Below are 14,155 nucleotides of genomic sequence, written 5' to 3'. Positions count from 1 at the left end.
CTGCGGGCAGGGTGCCGCGAGCGCACCGGTAATTTTCGCCTAAGCCCGGGCCGGAGGCAAGTTCCGATGTTTGATTTCGTTGGTGTAATTCCGGTGATCCCGGATGGCGAACGGTTTGATCTATCTCATCCCGCTCTACGTCGGCAGGACTAGATTTCGCACAGTTCATTGCCGTGCGGAGAATCCCGATGACATACGCGACCGTGATGGTCAGCCTGGCGCTCGATCAGCCCAACGAGGCGCGCCTTCAGGTCGCGGGCGAGCTCGCCGAGCGATTCGAAGCGGCCATCGTCGGGGTTGCCGCGGCGCAGTTCGCTCCGCCGCTCTACTTCACCGACGGCGCCGAGGCCCAGGGGCTGATCGACGAGGGCGAAGTTTCCGTCAAGCGGCGCCTCGCCGGTCTCGAGGCGCAATTCCGCGCTGCGACGAAGAATCGTGGCGGGCTCGTGGAGTGGCGCAGCGCCCTGGATTTTCCGGCACGCTTCGTCCTGGCGCAGGCGCGCTGCGCCGACATCGTCGTCAGCGGCGGACAGAGCACGGTCTTCTCCGATGCTTTCGCGCTGGCAAGCCCCAGTGATCTGGTGATGCAGGTCGGCCGTCCGCTTCTCGTCGTGCCCGACCGGGTCAACTGGCTCGATCTGCGCAGCGTGCTGGTGGCGTGGAAGGATACGGCGGAGGCGCGGCGGGCGGTGGCGGACGCGCTGCCGATGCTGCGCAAGGCGAGGGACGTCACCATCGTCGAGATTCCGGAGCAGGGCGACGACCGTTCGGGCGTGATGGCCGGCGTCACCGACGTCGCCGCCTGGCTCGCCCGTCACGGCATCACCGCGACTGCGCGCGTCTCGGAGGCCGCGCGGAACGAACCCGCCGCTGTGCAATTGGAGAAGGTCGCCGGCGATGTCAGCGCCGGTCTGATCGTCGCGGGCGCCTACGGGCATTCGAGGTTTCGTGAGCTGATCCTGGGCGGCGTCACCCAGCACCTGGTCACGCAATCCACGCGTTGCGTGCTGCTGTCGCACTGACGGCCGGTCGGCCATAGCGAATTGAGGAGGACGCGCCGTGTACAGATTTCTCGAGCAGACCGCCAGTGGCTACATGACGCGCAACGTCAAGACGGTGCAGCGCGACCGCAACATGCTCGAGCTCAGCGAGATGTTCGAGCGCGACGATTTCAACTCCTATCCGGTCGAGGACGACGGGCAGGTGGTCGGCATCGTCACCAAGTTCGATATCCTGAAGTGCTTCGCCTTCACCCCGAACCAGATGCTGCCGCGCTATCATGACCTGATGAGCCGCAAGATCGGCGACGTCATGACGCCGGAGTTCATCTATGTCAGCCCCGACACGCGCCTGACGCGCGTGCTTCAGATCATGGTCGAGCACCGCATCAGGAGCATCATCGTGCTCGACGGCGCGCAGAAGCTGGTCGGAATCATCGCGCGCGAGGACGTCATCAAGGCGCTCAAGGCCACGGCAAGGGACTGACGCGACGCCTCTTCCCTTCTCCCCTTGTGGGAGAAGGTGGCATAGGCGGCACTTCGGCCGCCGTTCTTGAGAACGCCGAAGCGAAGCTTCGGCTATGGCGCCGGATGAGGGGTCTGCTTCAACGGAAAAAGTCTCCGTGCGGAACCAACCCCTCACCCAAGTGAGTCTGCCGCACGGTCCTCGCTGCCCTCTCCCGCAAGGGGAGAGGGCGCATCAACTGGCAGCCGTCTCACATTAACAGAAATCCATCTGTCTTGATTTCAATCAATTCCCCGCGAGGGTGAATGTGGTTTCTGGCTCTGTGTTCTTTCAGAGAGAATCCGCGATGAGCCAGCCCTCCATCTCCAAATCCATGACCATCGGTGAAAGCGGCTTGGCTGTCGTGTTCGCAGCCACCGCCTTCCTCTGCGTGATCGCCTCGGCCAAGGCGCTCGATGCGCCCTTCGCCTTTCATGCCGCGCTCAGCGCGGCGGCGAGCGTGGCGGCGGTGTTCTGCATCATCAACCGCTACTTCGAGCGCCCGGCGGCGCTGCCGCCGGCGGAGATCAACGGCCGCCCCAACTACAATATGGGGCCGATCAAGTTCTCCTCCTTCATGGCGATGTTCTGGGGCATCGCCGGCTTCCTCGTCGGTCTCATCATCGCCTCGCAGCTGGCCTGGCCCGCACTAAACTTCGATCTGCCCTGGATTCAGTTCGGCCGGTTGCGGCCGCTGCACACCTCGGCCGTGATCTTCGCCTTCGGCGGCAACGTGCTGATCGCGACGTCCTTCTACGTCGTGCAGAAGTCCTGCCGCGTTCGCCTCGCCGGCGATCTTGCGCCCTGGTTCGTCGTGATCGGCTACAACTTCTTCATCCTGGTCGCGGGCACGGGCTATCTGCTCGGCGTCACGCAGTCGAAGGAATATGCCGAGCCGGAATGGTACGCCGATCTGTGGCTGACCATCGTTTGGGTGGTCTATCTGCTCGTCTTCCTCGTCACGGTCATCAAGCGCAAGGAACCGCACATCTTCGTCGCGAACTGGTTCTATCTCGCCTTCATCGTGACGATCGCGGTGCTGCATCTCGGCAACAACCCGGCGCTTCCCGTCTCGGTGTTCGGCTCGAAGTCCTACGTCGCCTGGGGCGGCATCCAGGATGCGATGTTTCAGTGGTGGTACGGCCATAACGCGGTCGGCTTCTTCCTGACCGCCGGCTTCCTCGCCATCATGTACTACTTCATTCCGAAGCGCGCCGACCGGCCGATCTATTCCTACCGGCTGTCGATCATCCACTTCTGGGCGCTGATCTTCCTCTACATCTGGGCAGGTCCCCACCATCTGCACTACACGGCGCTGCCCGACTGGACGCAGACGCTCGGCATGACCTTCTCGATCATGCTGTGGATGCCCTCCTGGGGCGGCATGATCAACGGCCTGATGACGCTGTCGGGCGCCTGGGACAAGCTGCGCACCGACCCCGTGCTTCGCATGCTGGTGGTCTCCGTCGCCTTCTACGGCATGTCGACCTTCGAAGGCCCGATGATGTCGATCAAGGTGGTCAACTCGCTCAGCCACTACACCGACTGGACCATCGGCCACGTCCACTCCGGCGCGCTCGGCTGGGTCGGCTTCGTCTCCTTCGGCGCACTGTACTGCCTGGTGCCGTGGGCCTGGAATCGCAAGGGCCTCTACAGCCTGAAGCTCGTCAACTGGCACTTCTGGGTCGCAACCCTGGGCATCGTTCTCTACATCTCGGCGATGTGGGTGTCCGGCATCCTCCAGGGCCTGATGTGGCGCGCCTACACCTCGCTCGGCTTCCTCGAATATTCCTTCATCGAGACCGTCGAGGCGATGCATCCCTTCTACATCATCCGCGCCGCAGGCGGCGGCCTGTTCCTGATCGGCTCGCTGATCATGGCCTACAATCTCTGGATGACCGTTCGCGTCGGCGAGGCGGAAGTCCAGATGCCCGTCGCTCTTCAGCCGGCGGAATGAGGAGCTAAAGCTATGTCGTTCTGGACACGCCACCAAATCTTCGAAAAGAACTCGATCATCCTGGTCGTCGGCATCCTCTTGGTGATCGCGATCGGCGGTCTCGTCGAGATCACCCCGCTGTTCTACCTCAAGAGCACGATCGAGAAGGTCGACGGGGTGAGGCCCTACACGCCGCTGGAGCTCGCGGGGCGCAACGTCTACGTCCGCGAGGGCTGTTATCTCTGCCATTCGCAGATGATCCGGCCGCTGCGTGACGAGGTCGAGCGCTACGGTCACTTCTCGCTCGCCGCCGAGAGCATGTTCGACCACCCGTTCCAGTGGGGCTCCAAGCGCACCGGTCCCGACCTTGCCCGCGTCGGCGCCAAGTATTCCGACGACTGGCACGTTACCCACCTGATCAACCCGCGCGCGATCGTGCCGCAGTCGGTGATGCCGGGCTATCCGTTCCTGAGCCAGAACGAGGTGGATCCGGACACGATCGCCGACCACATGCGCACGCTGCGGACCGTCGGCGTGCCCTACACCGACGAGCAGATCGCCAGTGCAGGCGCCGATTTGAAGGCCCAGGCCGATCCGGACAATGCCGGCGGCGATGCCTTCAGCAAGCGCTACGCCAAGGCCGTGGTGCGCAACTTCGACGGCAAGACCGGCACGCCGACCGAGATGGACGCGCTGATCGCGTACCTGCAGATGCTCGGCACGCTGGTCGACTTCAAGATCTACAACGAGAAAGCCAATCTTCGCTGAGAAGGCATCAACGATGAAAGCCATCCTGACAGCCCACAATCTTGCGTCCGAACTCGTGACCACGATCTGGACGCCGGTGTTCGTCGCGATCTTTCTCGCGATCATCGCCTACGCATTTTGGCCCCGTAACAAGGCCGCGTTCGACGAAGCGGCACGCCTGCCGTTGCGGGAGGAGTGAGAGACCATGACCGATCATAGCGAAGTCGATACCGTCACCGGCAAGTCCACGACCGGACATGAGTGGGACGGCATCAAGGAGCTCAACACGCCGCTGCCGCGCTGGTGGGTGATCTGCTTTTACCTCACCATCGTCTGGTCGATCGGCTACTGGATCGTCTATCCCGCCTGGCCGCTGATCGCCAGCAACACCACGGGCGCGTTCGGCTACTCCTCGCGCGCCGACGTCGCGGTCGAGCTCGCCAATCTCGAGAAGATCAGGGGCGACAAGATGGTGGCGCTGGGCGCGGCCTCGCTCGCCGACATCGAGAAGGATCCGGCCCTGCTGGCGCTGGCCCGCGCCAAGGGCAAGACCGTGTTCGGCGACAATTGCGCGCCGTGCCACGGCTCCGGCGGTGCCGGCGCCAAGGGCTTCCCGAACCTGAACGACGACGACTGGCTGTGGGGCGGCACGCTCGACCAGATCATGCAGACCATCCAGTTCGGCGCGCGTTCCGGCCACACCAAGACGCATGAGGGCCAGATGCTCGCCTTCGGCAAGGACGGCGTGCTGAAGGCCGACGAGATCGTCACGGTCGCCAATTACGTGCGCTCGCTGGCGGGCCTTCCGACCCGCAAGGGCTTCGATGCCGCCAAGGGCGAGAAGATCTTCGCGGAGAACTGCGTCGCCTGCCACGGCGACGGCGGCAAGGGCAACCAGGAGCTCGGCGCGCCGAACCTGACCGACAAGATCTGGCTCTATGGCTCGGACGAGGCCGCCCTGATCGAGACCATCAGCCAGGGCCGTGCCGGCGTGATGCCGGCCTGGGAGGGGCGGCTCGATCCCGCCACCATCAAGGCGATGGCGGTCTACGTCCACTCGCTGGGCGGCGGCAAGTAATCGATCGCAAGTAATCGATCGGCGGACAATGGGTCCAAACGGGGGCGAACAAAAACGCCCCCGTTTGAGCTGGATCAACTGACGCGGCGGTGTCGGGTCTAGGTTTAATCGCACCTTTTCGAGAAGCTCCAGGCGATGAACAAGACCGTGAACCCCAAAGACCTCATATCGGGCGATGACTACGGGCCGCTCTACGCAGCCCGGAAGAAGGTCTATCCCCAGAGCGTCTCCGGCACGTTCCGCCGGATCAAATGGGGGCTGATGGCGTTCTGCCTCGGCGTCTACTACTTCCTGCCCTTCGTGCGCTGGAATCGCGGTCTCGGTGCGCCCAGCCAGGCGGTGCTGATCGATCTTCCCAACAGCCGCTTCTATTTCTTCTTCATCGAGCTGTGGCCGCAGGAGGTCTACTACTTCACGGGCCTGCTGATCGTCGCCGCGGTGGCGCTGTTCCTGATGAACTCCATCGGCGGCCGCATCTGGTGCGGCTATCTCTGTCCGCAGACCGTCTGGACCGACCTGTTCTATGCCGTCGAGCGCCTGATCGAGGGCGACCGGCGCGAGCGGATGAAGAAGGATGCGTCGAGCGATCCGATGAAGCTCGAGCGCATCTCCGAGATCGTGCTCAAGCATTCGATCTGGCTGCTGATCGCCTGGTGGACCGGCGGCGCCTGGGTGCTCTACTTCAACGACGCGCCGACCCTGGTGAAGGAGCTCGTCACCTTCCAGGGGCCGATGATCGCCTATGTCTGGATCGGCATCCTCACCGCAACGACATATGTGCTCGCCGGCTACATGCGCGAGCAGGTCTGCACCTATATGTGCCCGTGGCCGCGCATCCAGGCGGCGCTCACCGACGAATGGGCGCTCAACGTCACCTACCGCTACGACCGCGGCGAGAAGCGCACCTCGGTGAAGAAGGCGGCCGAGCTGCGCGCGCTCGGCCAGCAGGTCGGCGATTGCGTCGATTGCTACCAGTGCGTCGCGGTCTGTCCGACCGGCATCGACATCCGAAACGGATCGCAGATGGAATGTATCCAGTGCGGGCTCTGCATCGACGCCTGCGACAACGTGATGGCCAAGATCGGCCGGCCGAAGCGGCTGATCGGCTACGACAACGACATCAACATCCATCGCCGCCAGGAAGGCAAGGCGCCGATCTACCGGATCGTCCGGGCCCGCACGATCGTCTACAGCGCGATCATCGCCGCGGTCGGCGGCATCATGATCTACACGCTGGCGACGCGCAGCCTGCTCGACGTCAACGTGCTGCACGACCGCAATCCGGTCGCAGTCAAGCTCAGCGACGGCTCGATCCGCAACGCCTATACGGTGCGGCTGTTGAACAAGAGCGGCTACGACCGCGTCATCGCGATCGACGCCAACGGCCCGGCCAATCTGACGGTGCACGTCGTCGGCGTCGATTCGGTGACGCCGGACCGGCCGATGATCGTGATCCCCCGCGATTCCACGAGCGAGCTGCGGTTGCTCGTCACGGCGCCGGCGGAGAACAATCCGGAGAAGTCGATTCCGGTGCGCTTCCACGTCACCGATATCGGCCTCGGCGAAGTCGCCTCCGCCACCGACAATTTCGTCTCGCCGTAGGGATCAGGAGACTGCCATGGCATCCAAGCCGCTGACCGGAACCAAGGTGCTCCTGATGCTGGTCGCCTTCTTCGGCCTCGTGATCGGCGTCAACGTCACCATGATGAAGCTCGCGATCGCGACGCTGCCGGGTACGGATGTCGACAGCCCCTATGCCGCGGGCCTGACCTATGAGCGCGAGATCTCGGCGTCGCAGGACCAGGCCGCGCGCAAATGGCAGGTCAGCGCGCATATCGAGCGCCGCACCGACGGTGGTGCCGCGATCCAGGTCGAGGCGCGTGATGCGAGCGGACAGCCGCTCGCCGGATTGAAGTTCGGCGGACGTCTGGAGCGGCCGACCGACAAGCGCGCCGATCTCCAGGTCGAGCTCGCGGAAGCCGGCATCGGCGTCTATCGCGGCAATGCCGCGTCCGTCGCGCCGGGGCAGTGGGATCTGGTGATCGAGGGTGAGACGCGAGGGGCGCGTGTGTTCCTCTCGCGCAACCGCGTGATCCTGAACTGAAGGATCTCGTCATGCAGGTCACGCGCGATTTCTCTCACTATGTCCGCGACGCCGGCGCGGGCCTCCAACATATCGACCTCGCGGTCGAAGGCGTTCACTGCGCCGGCTGCATGGCCAAGATCGAGCGCGGCCTGTCCGCCATCCCTGATGTTACGCTGGCGCGCGTGAACCTGACCGACCGCCGCGTCGCGCTGGAATGGAAGGCGGGCACGCTCGATCCCGGCCGTTTCATCGACCGGCTCGAAGAGCTCGGCTACAAGGCCTATCCGTTCGAGACCGAGAGTGCGGAAGTCGCCGAGGTCGCCGAATCCCGCTTCCTGCTGCGCTGTCTCGGCGTTGCGGCATTCGCCACCATGAACGTGATGATGCTGTCGATCCCGGTGTGGTCGGGCAACGTCTCGGACATGCTGCCGGAGCAGCGCGACTTCTTCCACTGGCTGTCGGCGCTGATCGCGCTGCCGGCGGCGGCCTATGCCGGCCAGCCGTTCTTCCGCTCGGCCTGGCGCGCGCTGTCGGCGAAGACCACCAACATGGACGTGCCGATCTCGATCGGCGTGATCCTGGCGCTCGGCATGTCCGTGGTCGAGACCATCCACCACGCCGAGCACGCCTATTTCGACGCGGCGATCATGCTGCTGACCTTCCTGCTGGTCGGCCGTTTCCTCGACCAGAACATGCGGCGGCGGACCCGCGCGGTCGCCGGCAATCTTGCCGCGCTCAAGGCGGAGACCGCGGCCAAGTTCGTCGGGCCTGACGAGATCTCGCAGGTGCCGGTGGCGGCGATCTATCCCGGCGACATCGTGCTGCTGCGGCCCGGCGAGCGCTGTGCGGTCGACGGCACCGTGATCGAGGGCCGTTCCGAGATCGACCAGAGCCTGATCACCGGCGAAACGCTCTATGTCACGGCCGAGCAGGGCACGCCGGTCTATGCGGGCTCGATGAATATCTCCGGCACGCTGCGGGTGCGGGTCTCGGCGGCCTCCGAGGCGACGCTGCTCGCCGAGATCACGCGGCTGCTCGACAACGCGCTCCAGGCCCGCTCGCGCTACATGCGGCTCGCCGACCGTGCCTCGCGGCTCTACGCGCCGGTGGTGCACGCGACCGCGCTGCTGACCATTCTCGGCTGGGTCATCGCGGGTGCGTCCTGGCACGATGCGATCGTGACCGGCGTTGCCGTGCTGATCATCACCTGTCCCTGCGCGCTGGGGCTCGCGATCCCGACGGTGCAGACGGTGGCCTCGGGCGCGATGTTCAAGGCAGGTGTGCTGCTCAATGCGGGCGATGCGATCGAGCGGCTGGCGGAAGCCGACCATGTCATCTTCGACAAGACCGGCACGCTGACGCTGCCCGATCTCGAAGTGATGAACGCGGCCGATATCCCCGCCGACGTGTTCGAGCTCGCCGGGCGCCTCGCGCTGTCGAGCCATCATCCGGTCGCCGCCGCGGTGGCGCAGGCTGCCGGCGCCAGATCGCCTGTTGTCGGCGCGGTCGAGGAAGCCGGGCAGGGCGTGCGAGCGGTGGTCGACGGCGTCGAGATCCGCTTGGGGCGTCCGTCCTTTTGCGGTGCCGAGGCGCAGGTCGGAAGCGTCACTCTCGATCCCGAGGCCTCGATCGTGGCCTTCAGCAAGGGGACTGAAAAATTCATCCTTACGGTGCGCCAGGGACTGCGTCCGGACGCGCAGGCCGTGATCGCGGCGCTGAAGGCGCGCAACATCGGCATCGAGATACTCTCCGGCGACCGCGAGCCGGCCGTGAAGGCGGCAGCGCACGTCCTGTCCATTCCCGAGTGGCGCGCCGGCGTCACGCCGGCCGACAAGATCGCGCGGATCGAGGAATTGAAGCGGCGCGGCATGAAGGTGCTGATGGTCGGCGACGGCATGAACGACGCGCCCTCGCTGGCCGCAGCCCATATCTCGATGTCGCCGATCTCGGCCGCGCATTTGAGCCAGGCGACCGCCGACCTCGTCTTCCTCGGCCGGCCGCTGGCTCCCGTCGTCGCCGCGATCGATGCGTCGCGCAAGGCGCTGCATCTGATGCGGCAGAACCTCTGGCTCGCGATCGGCTACAATGTGCTCGCCGTGCCGGTTGCGATCAGCGGCATCGTGACGCCCCTGATTGCGGCGGCCGCCATGAGCGGCTCGTCGATCCTGGTCATGCTGAACTCGCTGCGCGCCCGCAGCGCCTCGCGGGAGATCGTGTGATGGAGATCCTGGTCATCCTGGTGCCGCTCGCCTTGATGCTCGGAGGCGCCGGTCTCGTCGCCTTCCTCTGGTCGCTCCGAAGCGGCCAGTACGACGATCTCGACGGTGCCGCCTGGCGTGCCATCGCCGACGACGAGCCGCCGCAGGAAGCTCCGGTCAAGCGCTAGGCTTCAGGGCGAAGGTGAGCAGGGCCGCGAGCGCGAGGGCCGCGCCGACACCTGTGACGCAGGCGTACCAGCCGAAACTGTCGAACAATCGCCCGAGCACGGCCGTGCCGACCAGCCCGCCGCCGAAGTAGCACGCAAGATAGGTCCCGCTGGCGATGCCGCGGTTGCCGGTTGCGGCCTGTCCGACGAAGCTGGTTGCGGCGGCCTGTGCGAAGAACGTGCCGACGCCGACCAGGACCATGCCGGCGAGCACGCCGCCGAGATGCGGCGCCAGCATCAAGGGCAGGCCGAGGCCGGCGACAGCGAGCGCGCCCCAGATCGTGGGCCGCGTTCCCAGACGCGCAGCCATCTTGCCGGCCAGAAGCGTCGTGACGACGGACGGAAGGAAGACGAGATAGACGAGGCCCAGATCCATCATGCCGAGCGACAGCGGCGGCCGGACCAGCACGAAATTGACGAACGTGAAGGTGCCGATGAAGGCGAACAGGATGCAGAAGCCGATGCCGAAGGCGGCGCGCAGCCGCCGATTGCGCCAATGCGCGATGGTGGCGGAAAGGGGCGAAGCCGCCGGCATCATCGCATGCATCGGCTGCACGCGTCGAATCGTGAAATAGACCAGCACCGCGCCGGCCAGATTGAGCGCTGCGAAGAAATAGAAATTCCAGGCGAGGCCGAGGCTGTCGGCGACCGCCGCCGAGATCAGCCGGCCAATGAGGTTGCTGGCGACATTGCCGGTGATGTAGGCGGCAAAGGCGCCGCCGGCGTCCGCGGCGCTGCATTGCTCGCCGAGATAAGCGAGGGTGAGCGCGAAGGCGGAGGCCATGCACAGGCCCTGCGCGACCCGCAGGGCGGTGAAGACGGCAAGATTTGGTGCCGAGGCCAGCAGGCTGGTGGGGATTGCCAGCAGCGTCAGGCTGAGCAGGATGCCGGTGCGCCTGTTGATGTGCGGGCTGAAGAAGCCGACGACGAGACTGGCTGCCGCCATGCCGAAGGTGCTGGCGTTGACGGCAAAGCCCATCGCTGCGGGTGTGACGCCGTAGTGCCGCGTCAGCGAGGGCAGGATCGCCTGCGTTGCGAAGAGATCGACGACGGTCAGGAATGCGGTGAGGCCGATCACGAGCGAGCGAAGCACAAGGCCTGGCGAGTGCGTCTCCATCGTCATCGCGGCCGGTTTGATGGGAGCGGAAAGATCGGTCATGGCGTGGCTCTCCGTTGATCTGTCATTCCGGGCTGGTGCGAACGGGACCGCAAAGCGGCCCGGAGCACCAGACCCGGAATCTCGAGATTCTCAGGTGCGCAATTGCGCACCGTAGTTCGATGCTGCGCATCGCCCCGGAATGACGGGGCTGGGGCGCTCGTCACATGTGATGGTCGTTCGGATCCTTGCGGACGTCGCCGACATAGAGAATGACCGTCTCCTTGCCGAGGTTCTTCCACCAATGCGAGGTGCCGTAGACTTCGGGGCGGATGTCGCCGGCCTTGTGCACGATCGGATCGACGCAGTTGGAGGCGTACTCGACGATCTCGCCCTGCTGCACGAAGATCAGCGCGGGGCGGTCGTCATGGCTGTGCCAGGGCACGATGCCGCCGGGCGCGATGGTCAGCTTGCGGAAGCGCAACTCGCGGCCCTCGATATGGGCGGGCTGCTTGCCGAGATCGATCGCGCCGAGCGTGACGTCGGTGACGCCGACCGGCTTATAGTCGACCATCTGCTGCGCGTTCGGCTTGATCTTGCCGGCCGGGCATTCGCCGGCAAGCACCGGCGTTGCAAATGTCAGCGCCCCGAGAATGGCAACGCCTGTCCAAACCACGCGCGACACTGTGAGATGCCTAGACATGGAAAATCTCCTCTGTTGGCCGCAACCGTGATGGTCGCCGGCTATGGCAGGAGCTTCGTCGAGATCGCGTCTTCGTTGAAATGCCGGCTTGCTTTCGATGCGATAGCCCGGCGCTATGTTGATGCGCGGCGGCTATCGAACCGATTGGGCAACGGCATTTCCGCTTCCGGAGGATCAGGCGTCCGATGACAGGGCGCCCGATTGGCGGGCGTTCACGTCGATCCGGAGGAGCATCCCATGACGAAAGTGTCCAAAACCCTGATCTTTACCGCCGCCTTCGCGGTGATCGCCACATCGGCTTTCTCGCAGGCCTCCTGGGACTTCAAGGCCGGCATGGCCTATGTCTATGGCGGACCCGGCAAGATGTCGGCGATGGCCATGGCCCCGGCCGAGAAGAACCACGAGGCCATGATGAAGAACGCCAAGAAGGTGCCGGACAACACCGTCTTCTTCATGGACAACGGGTCGCTGTACTCCACCTCGGGGCGGCTCGATCCCACCGGCAATTTCTACGTGAACTGAACCCGTCCTCGCGCGACGGCCGCCCCTTGCGGGCGGCCGGATCTGGAAACTAGTATTCGCCCCTGAACGCCGGAGCGGAAGATGACGTCTCTCTCACCAGCCGACGCCGATCGACTGAGGCTCGCCTTCCAGCGCTGCCGCGACATGGAGGGAACGCTGAACGAGCAGCTTCGGGCCTATGCCGATGCCAGCCGCGAGGTGTTTCCGGCCTATGGCGAGGCGGTCGATCGCCTGGTGACTCGCTTGAGCGGGAACGGCGGCGGCGAGACCGCGCCGCGCCCTGGCGATGCGATGCCGCCATTCATGCTGCCGGATGAAAGTGGAAGTCTGGTCGCGCTGCCTGCGCTCCTGGAGCAAGGCCCCGTCGCCGTGATGTTCTTCCGCGGACACTGGTGCCCTTATTGCCGGCTCAATGTCCGTGCCGTGGTGCAGGCGCAGGAGCGCATCAAGGCGATGGGCGCACTGGTCGTCGCGATCATGCCGGAGACGCAAGAATACACAAGGCAGGTCAAGGCCGACTCCGGCGCGCCGTTTCCGATCCTGACCGATCTCGACAACGGCTATGCGCTGTCGCTCAATCTCGCGATCTGGCTCGGCGCCGAGATCCAGCGCCTGCTGTCCTATCAGGATATGGCGAAGTTCCACGGCAACGACGGCTGGATGCTGCCGATCCCCGCCGTGTTCGTCGTCGGCCGCGACGGGATCGTCAAGGCGCGTTTTGTCGACCCCGACTTCCGCAAGCGCATGGAGATCGATGATCTAATCGAAGCGCTGGAGCGCGCGAGCCGGGAGAATTGAGCTTCTTTTCCCCTTCTCCCCTTGCGGGAGAAGGTGGCGCGAAGCGCCGGATGAGGGGTGTCTCTCCGCGTGCACTGATGCTCGCGGAGACATACCCCTCACCCAAGCGAGTCTGCGTCTGCCAGCGTCGCTGCCCTCTCCCACAAGGGGCGAGGGCACAGCATTGCGCATCTCGCGTGGTGCAAGAGCGCTCCATCTGCTACCCGGCGATCTCCCGCCAGTCCGCGCCGCGCAGCATCCGCATCACCGCATTGGCGACGGCCGTGCGCTGCCGGCCGGCGACGCCGTAAAGGCTGACGGTGCGGCGCGCATCGAGGCCGGTGACTGCGGTGCGTTTCAGACTCTCCGGTACCGGTGAAGTATGTGGCATCATGGCGATGCCGATATCCGCTTCCACCAGTTCTATCAGATCACGCTCGCTCGAAATCTCGTGGCCATGATCGATGTCGATGCCGTGCTCGCGCAGGTTCGCGGAGATACGCCTGGAATGCTCGCAGTAATTCCGGCCGAGCAATTGCTCCGCGCGCAAATCATCCGGCTCGACCGTGTCGTGTCCGGCAAGACGGTGCTTCCTGCTGACGACGAGATCGAAGTCTTCCGTGAACAGCGGCCAGACGTCGAGCCGGTCCCAGGCTTCGTCGATCTCGGCGGCGATGCCGAGCTCGGCTTCGCCCTTCTTCAGGAATTCGCCGACTTCGCGGCTGGTCCCGCGTAGGAAGCGGAATTCAAGCCGGTTGAACTGGCGTCTGATCGCGTTCAGGTGTGGGATCAGCAGCGCCAGGTCGATCGAATGCGTCAGCGCGATGCGCAGCGCGCCGATCTCGCCGCTCCTGAACGAGGAGGCGAGCGAGCGCGCGCCGGTGGCGGCGTCATAGCACTGCTTCAAGAGCGGATGCATGCGCTGGCCGAGCTCAGTCAACTGGGCAGCCGGGCGTTCGCGGCGGAACAGGTCGCCGCCGAGCTCGGCCTCGAGCTGCTTGATCGCGCGCGTCAGCGATGGCTGCGTCACGTTGCATTCCTCGGCGGCGCGCGTAAAATTCAACAGCTGCGCCACCGCGAGGAAATAGCGGACCTGATGCATTTCCATGGATCGGCTCCCCAGCTGGAACGGCCTCAAATCTAGCCGATCCGGACAGGGAATGACATCCCGGGCTCAATAGCGCATGCGTATGGTTATGGAAGCCAGCCGGCATTTCCAAAAGGCCCGACAATCGCCGAGACTAGCAGGACGTAACAATGGCCTTACGCCTGACGAATGATA

15 protein-coding genes are annotated in these 14,155 nt (G+C 64.9%); 12 read left to right on the top strand and 3 right to left on the bottom strand.

Annotated features, from left to right (window positions below):
- The first annotated feature begins 188 nt into the window (after nucleotides 1–188).
- From JQ592_RS03565 to ccoS, 10 genes are all read left to right on the top strand, one after another.
- On the top strand, nucleotides 189–1,022 hold the full coding sequence (locus JQ592_RS03565) for a universal stress protein (protein ID WP_211401518.1): 834 nt from the start codon (nucleotides 189–191) through the stop codon (nucleotides 1,020–1,022).
- 37 nt (nucleotides 1,023–1,059) lie between these two features.
- Entirely contained in the window at nucleotides 1,060–1,485 is a 426-nt protein-coding gene (locus JQ592_RS03560) for a CBS domain-containing protein (protein ID WP_211401517.1), read from the top strand.
- 325 nt (nucleotides 1,486–1,810) lie between these two features.
- Nucleotides 1,811–3,460 (top strand): cytochrome-c oxidase, cbb3-type subunit I, encoded by a 1,650-nt coding sequence (ccoN, locus tag JQ592_RS03555; RefSeq protein ID WP_211401516.1) that lies wholly within the window; start codon nucleotides 1,811–1,813, stop codon nucleotides 3,458–3,460.
- Nucleotides 3,461–3,472: 12 nt separating this feature from the next.
- Complete coding sequence (gene ccoO, locus JQ592_RS03550; RefSeq protein ID WP_211401515.1) at nucleotides 3,473–4,207, top strand: cytochrome-c oxidase, cbb3-type subunit II; 735 nt, start codon at nucleotides 3,473–3,475, stop codon at nucleotides 4,205–4,207.
- A 13-nt stretch (nucleotides 4,208–4,220) separates the two neighbouring features.
- The gene (locus JQ592_RS03545; RefSeq protein WP_018646866.1) at nucleotides 4,221–4,385 is read left to right on the top strand and encodes a cbb3-type cytochrome oxidase subunit 3; all 165 of its coding nucleotides are present in this window, start codon (nucleotides 4,221–4,223) and stop codon (nucleotides 4,383–4,385) included.
- Between the two features lie 6 nt (nucleotides 4,386–4,391).
- Entirely contained in the window at nucleotides 4,392–5,264 is an 873-nt protein-coding gene (gene ccoP, locus JQ592_RS03540) for a cytochrome-c oxidase, cbb3-type subunit III (protein WP_211401514.1), read from the top strand.
- 135 nt (nucleotides 5,265–5,399) lie between these two features.
- A complete protein-coding gene (ccoG, locus tag JQ592_RS03535) occupies nucleotides 5,400–6,866 on the top strand; it encodes a cytochrome c oxidase accessory protein CcoG (RefSeq protein WP_211401513.1) in 1,467 nt (488 codons plus the stop codon).
- Nucleotides 6,867–6,882: 16 nt separating this feature from the next.
- The gene (locus tag JQ592_RS03530) at nucleotides 6,883–7,368 is read left to right on the top strand and encodes a FixH family protein (RefSeq protein WP_211401512.1); all 486 of its coding nucleotides are present in this window, start codon (nucleotides 6,883–6,885) and stop codon (nucleotides 7,366–7,368) included.
- 11 nt (nucleotides 7,369–7,379) lie between these two features.
- Nucleotides 7,380–9,569, top strand: a complete 2,190-nt coding sequence (locus JQ592_RS03525; RefSeq protein WP_211401511.1) for a cation-translocating P-type ATPase — start codon at nucleotides 7,380–7,382, stop codon at nucleotides 9,567–9,569.
- On the top strand, nucleotides 9,569–9,736 hold the full coding sequence (gene ccoS / locus JQ592_RS03520) for a cbb3-type cytochrome oxidase assembly protein CcoS (RefSeq protein WP_008138466.1): 168 nt from the start codon (nucleotides 9,569–9,571) through the stop codon (nucleotides 9,734–9,736). Before JQ592_RS03525 ends, ccoS begins: the two co-directional genes overlap by 1 nt.
- Here the strand turns inward: ccoS and JQ592_RS03515 are convergent.
- Nucleotides 9,726–10,934, bottom strand: coding sequence for an MFS transporter (locus JQ592_RS03515; RefSeq protein WP_211401510.1), 1,209 nt, complete (start codon nucleotides 10,932–10,934; stop codon nucleotides 9,726–9,728). The genes ccoS and JQ592_RS03515 overlap by 11 nt on opposite strands.
- A 160-nt stretch (nucleotides 10,935–11,094) precedes the next feature.
- A complete protein-coding gene (locus tag JQ592_RS03510) occupies nucleotides 11,095–11,574 on the bottom strand; it encodes a cupin domain-containing protein (protein ID WP_211401509.1) in 480 nt (159 codons plus the stop codon).
- Nucleotides 11,575–11,811: 237 nt separating this feature from the next.
- On the opposite strand from JQ592_RS03510, the gene JQ592_RS03505 reads away from it, so the two are divergent.
- Entirely contained in the window at nucleotides 11,812–12,096 is a 285-nt protein-coding gene (locus JQ592_RS03505) for a hypothetical protein (protein WP_211401508.1), read from the top strand.
- 81 nt (nucleotides 12,097–12,177) lie between these two features.
- Entirely contained in the window at nucleotides 12,178–12,894 is a 717-nt protein-coding gene (locus JQ592_RS03500) for a peroxiredoxin-like family protein (protein WP_211401507.1), read from the top strand.
- A gap of 199 nt (nucleotides 12,895–13,093) precedes the next feature.
- On the opposite strand, the gene JQ592_RS03495 is transcribed toward JQ592_RS03500, so the two are convergent.
- Entirely contained in the window at nucleotides 13,094–13,981 is an 888-nt protein-coding gene (locus JQ592_RS03495; RefSeq protein ID WP_211401506.1) for a LysR family transcriptional regulator, read from the bottom strand.
- Nucleotides 13,982–14,155 lie beyond the last annotated feature (174 nt).

Origin of the sequence: Bradyrhizobium iriomotense, assembly GCF_018129405.1 — a bacterium.
GTDB classification, from domain to species: domain Bacteria; phylum Pseudomonadota; class Alphaproteobacteria; order Rhizobiales; family Xanthobacteraceae; genus Bradyrhizobium; species Bradyrhizobium iriomotense_B.
This window is presented reverse-complemented; position numbering and strand designations above follow the sequence as displayed.

Coding starts and splice junctions, on each gene's coding strand:
- JQ592_RS03565 (WP_211401518.1), top strand. CDS start 189: ATGACATACGCGACCGTGATGGTCAGCCTGGCGCTCGATCAGCCCAAC.
- JQ592_RS03495 (WP_211401506.1), bottom strand. CDS start 13,981: ATGGAAATGCATCAGGTCCGCTATTTCCTCGCGGTGGCGCAGCTGTTG.
- JQ592_RS03500 (WP_211401507.1), top strand. CDS start 12,178: ATGACGTCTCTCTCACCAGCCGACGCCGATCGACTGAGGCTCGCCTTC.
- ccoN (WP_211401516.1), top strand. CDS start 1,811: ATGAGCCAGCCCTCCATCTCCAAATCCATGACCATCGGTGAAAGCGGC.
- ccoS (WP_008138466.1), top strand. CDS start 9,569: ATGGAGATCCTGGTCATCCTGGTGCCGCTCGCCTTGATGCTCGGAGGC.
- JQ592_RS03510 (WP_211401509.1), bottom strand. CDS start 11,574: ATGTCTAGGCATCTCACAGTGTCGCGCGTGGTTTGGACAGGCGTTGCC.
- JQ592_RS03530 (WP_211401512.1), top strand. CDS start 6,883: ATGGCATCCAAGCCGCTGACCGGAACCAAGGTGCTCCTGATGCTGGTC.
- JQ592_RS03505 (WP_211401508.1), top strand. CDS start 11,812: ATGACGAAAGTGTCCAAAACCCTGATCTTTACCGCCGCCTTCGCGGTG.
- JQ592_RS03545 (WP_018646866.1), top strand. CDS start 4,221: ATGAAAGCCATCCTGACAGCCCACAATCTTGCGTCCGAACTCGTGACC.
- ccoG (WP_211401513.1), top strand. CDS start 5,400: ATGAACAAGACCGTGAACCCCAAAGACCTCATATCGGGCGATGACTAC.
- JQ592_RS03525 (WP_211401511.1), top strand. CDS start 7,380: ATGCAGGTCACGCGCGATTTCTCTCACTATGTCCGCGACGCCGGCGCG.
- ccoP (WP_211401514.1), top strand. CDS start 4,392: ATGACCGATCATAGCGAAGTCGATACCGTCACCGGCAAGTCCACGACC.
- ccoO (WP_211401515.1), top strand. CDS start 3,473: ATGTCGTTCTGGACACGCCACCAAATCTTCGAAAAGAACTCGATCATC.
- JQ592_RS03515 (WP_211401510.1), bottom strand. CDS start 10,934: ATGACCGATCTTTCCGCTCCCATCAAACCGGCCGCGATGACGATGGAG.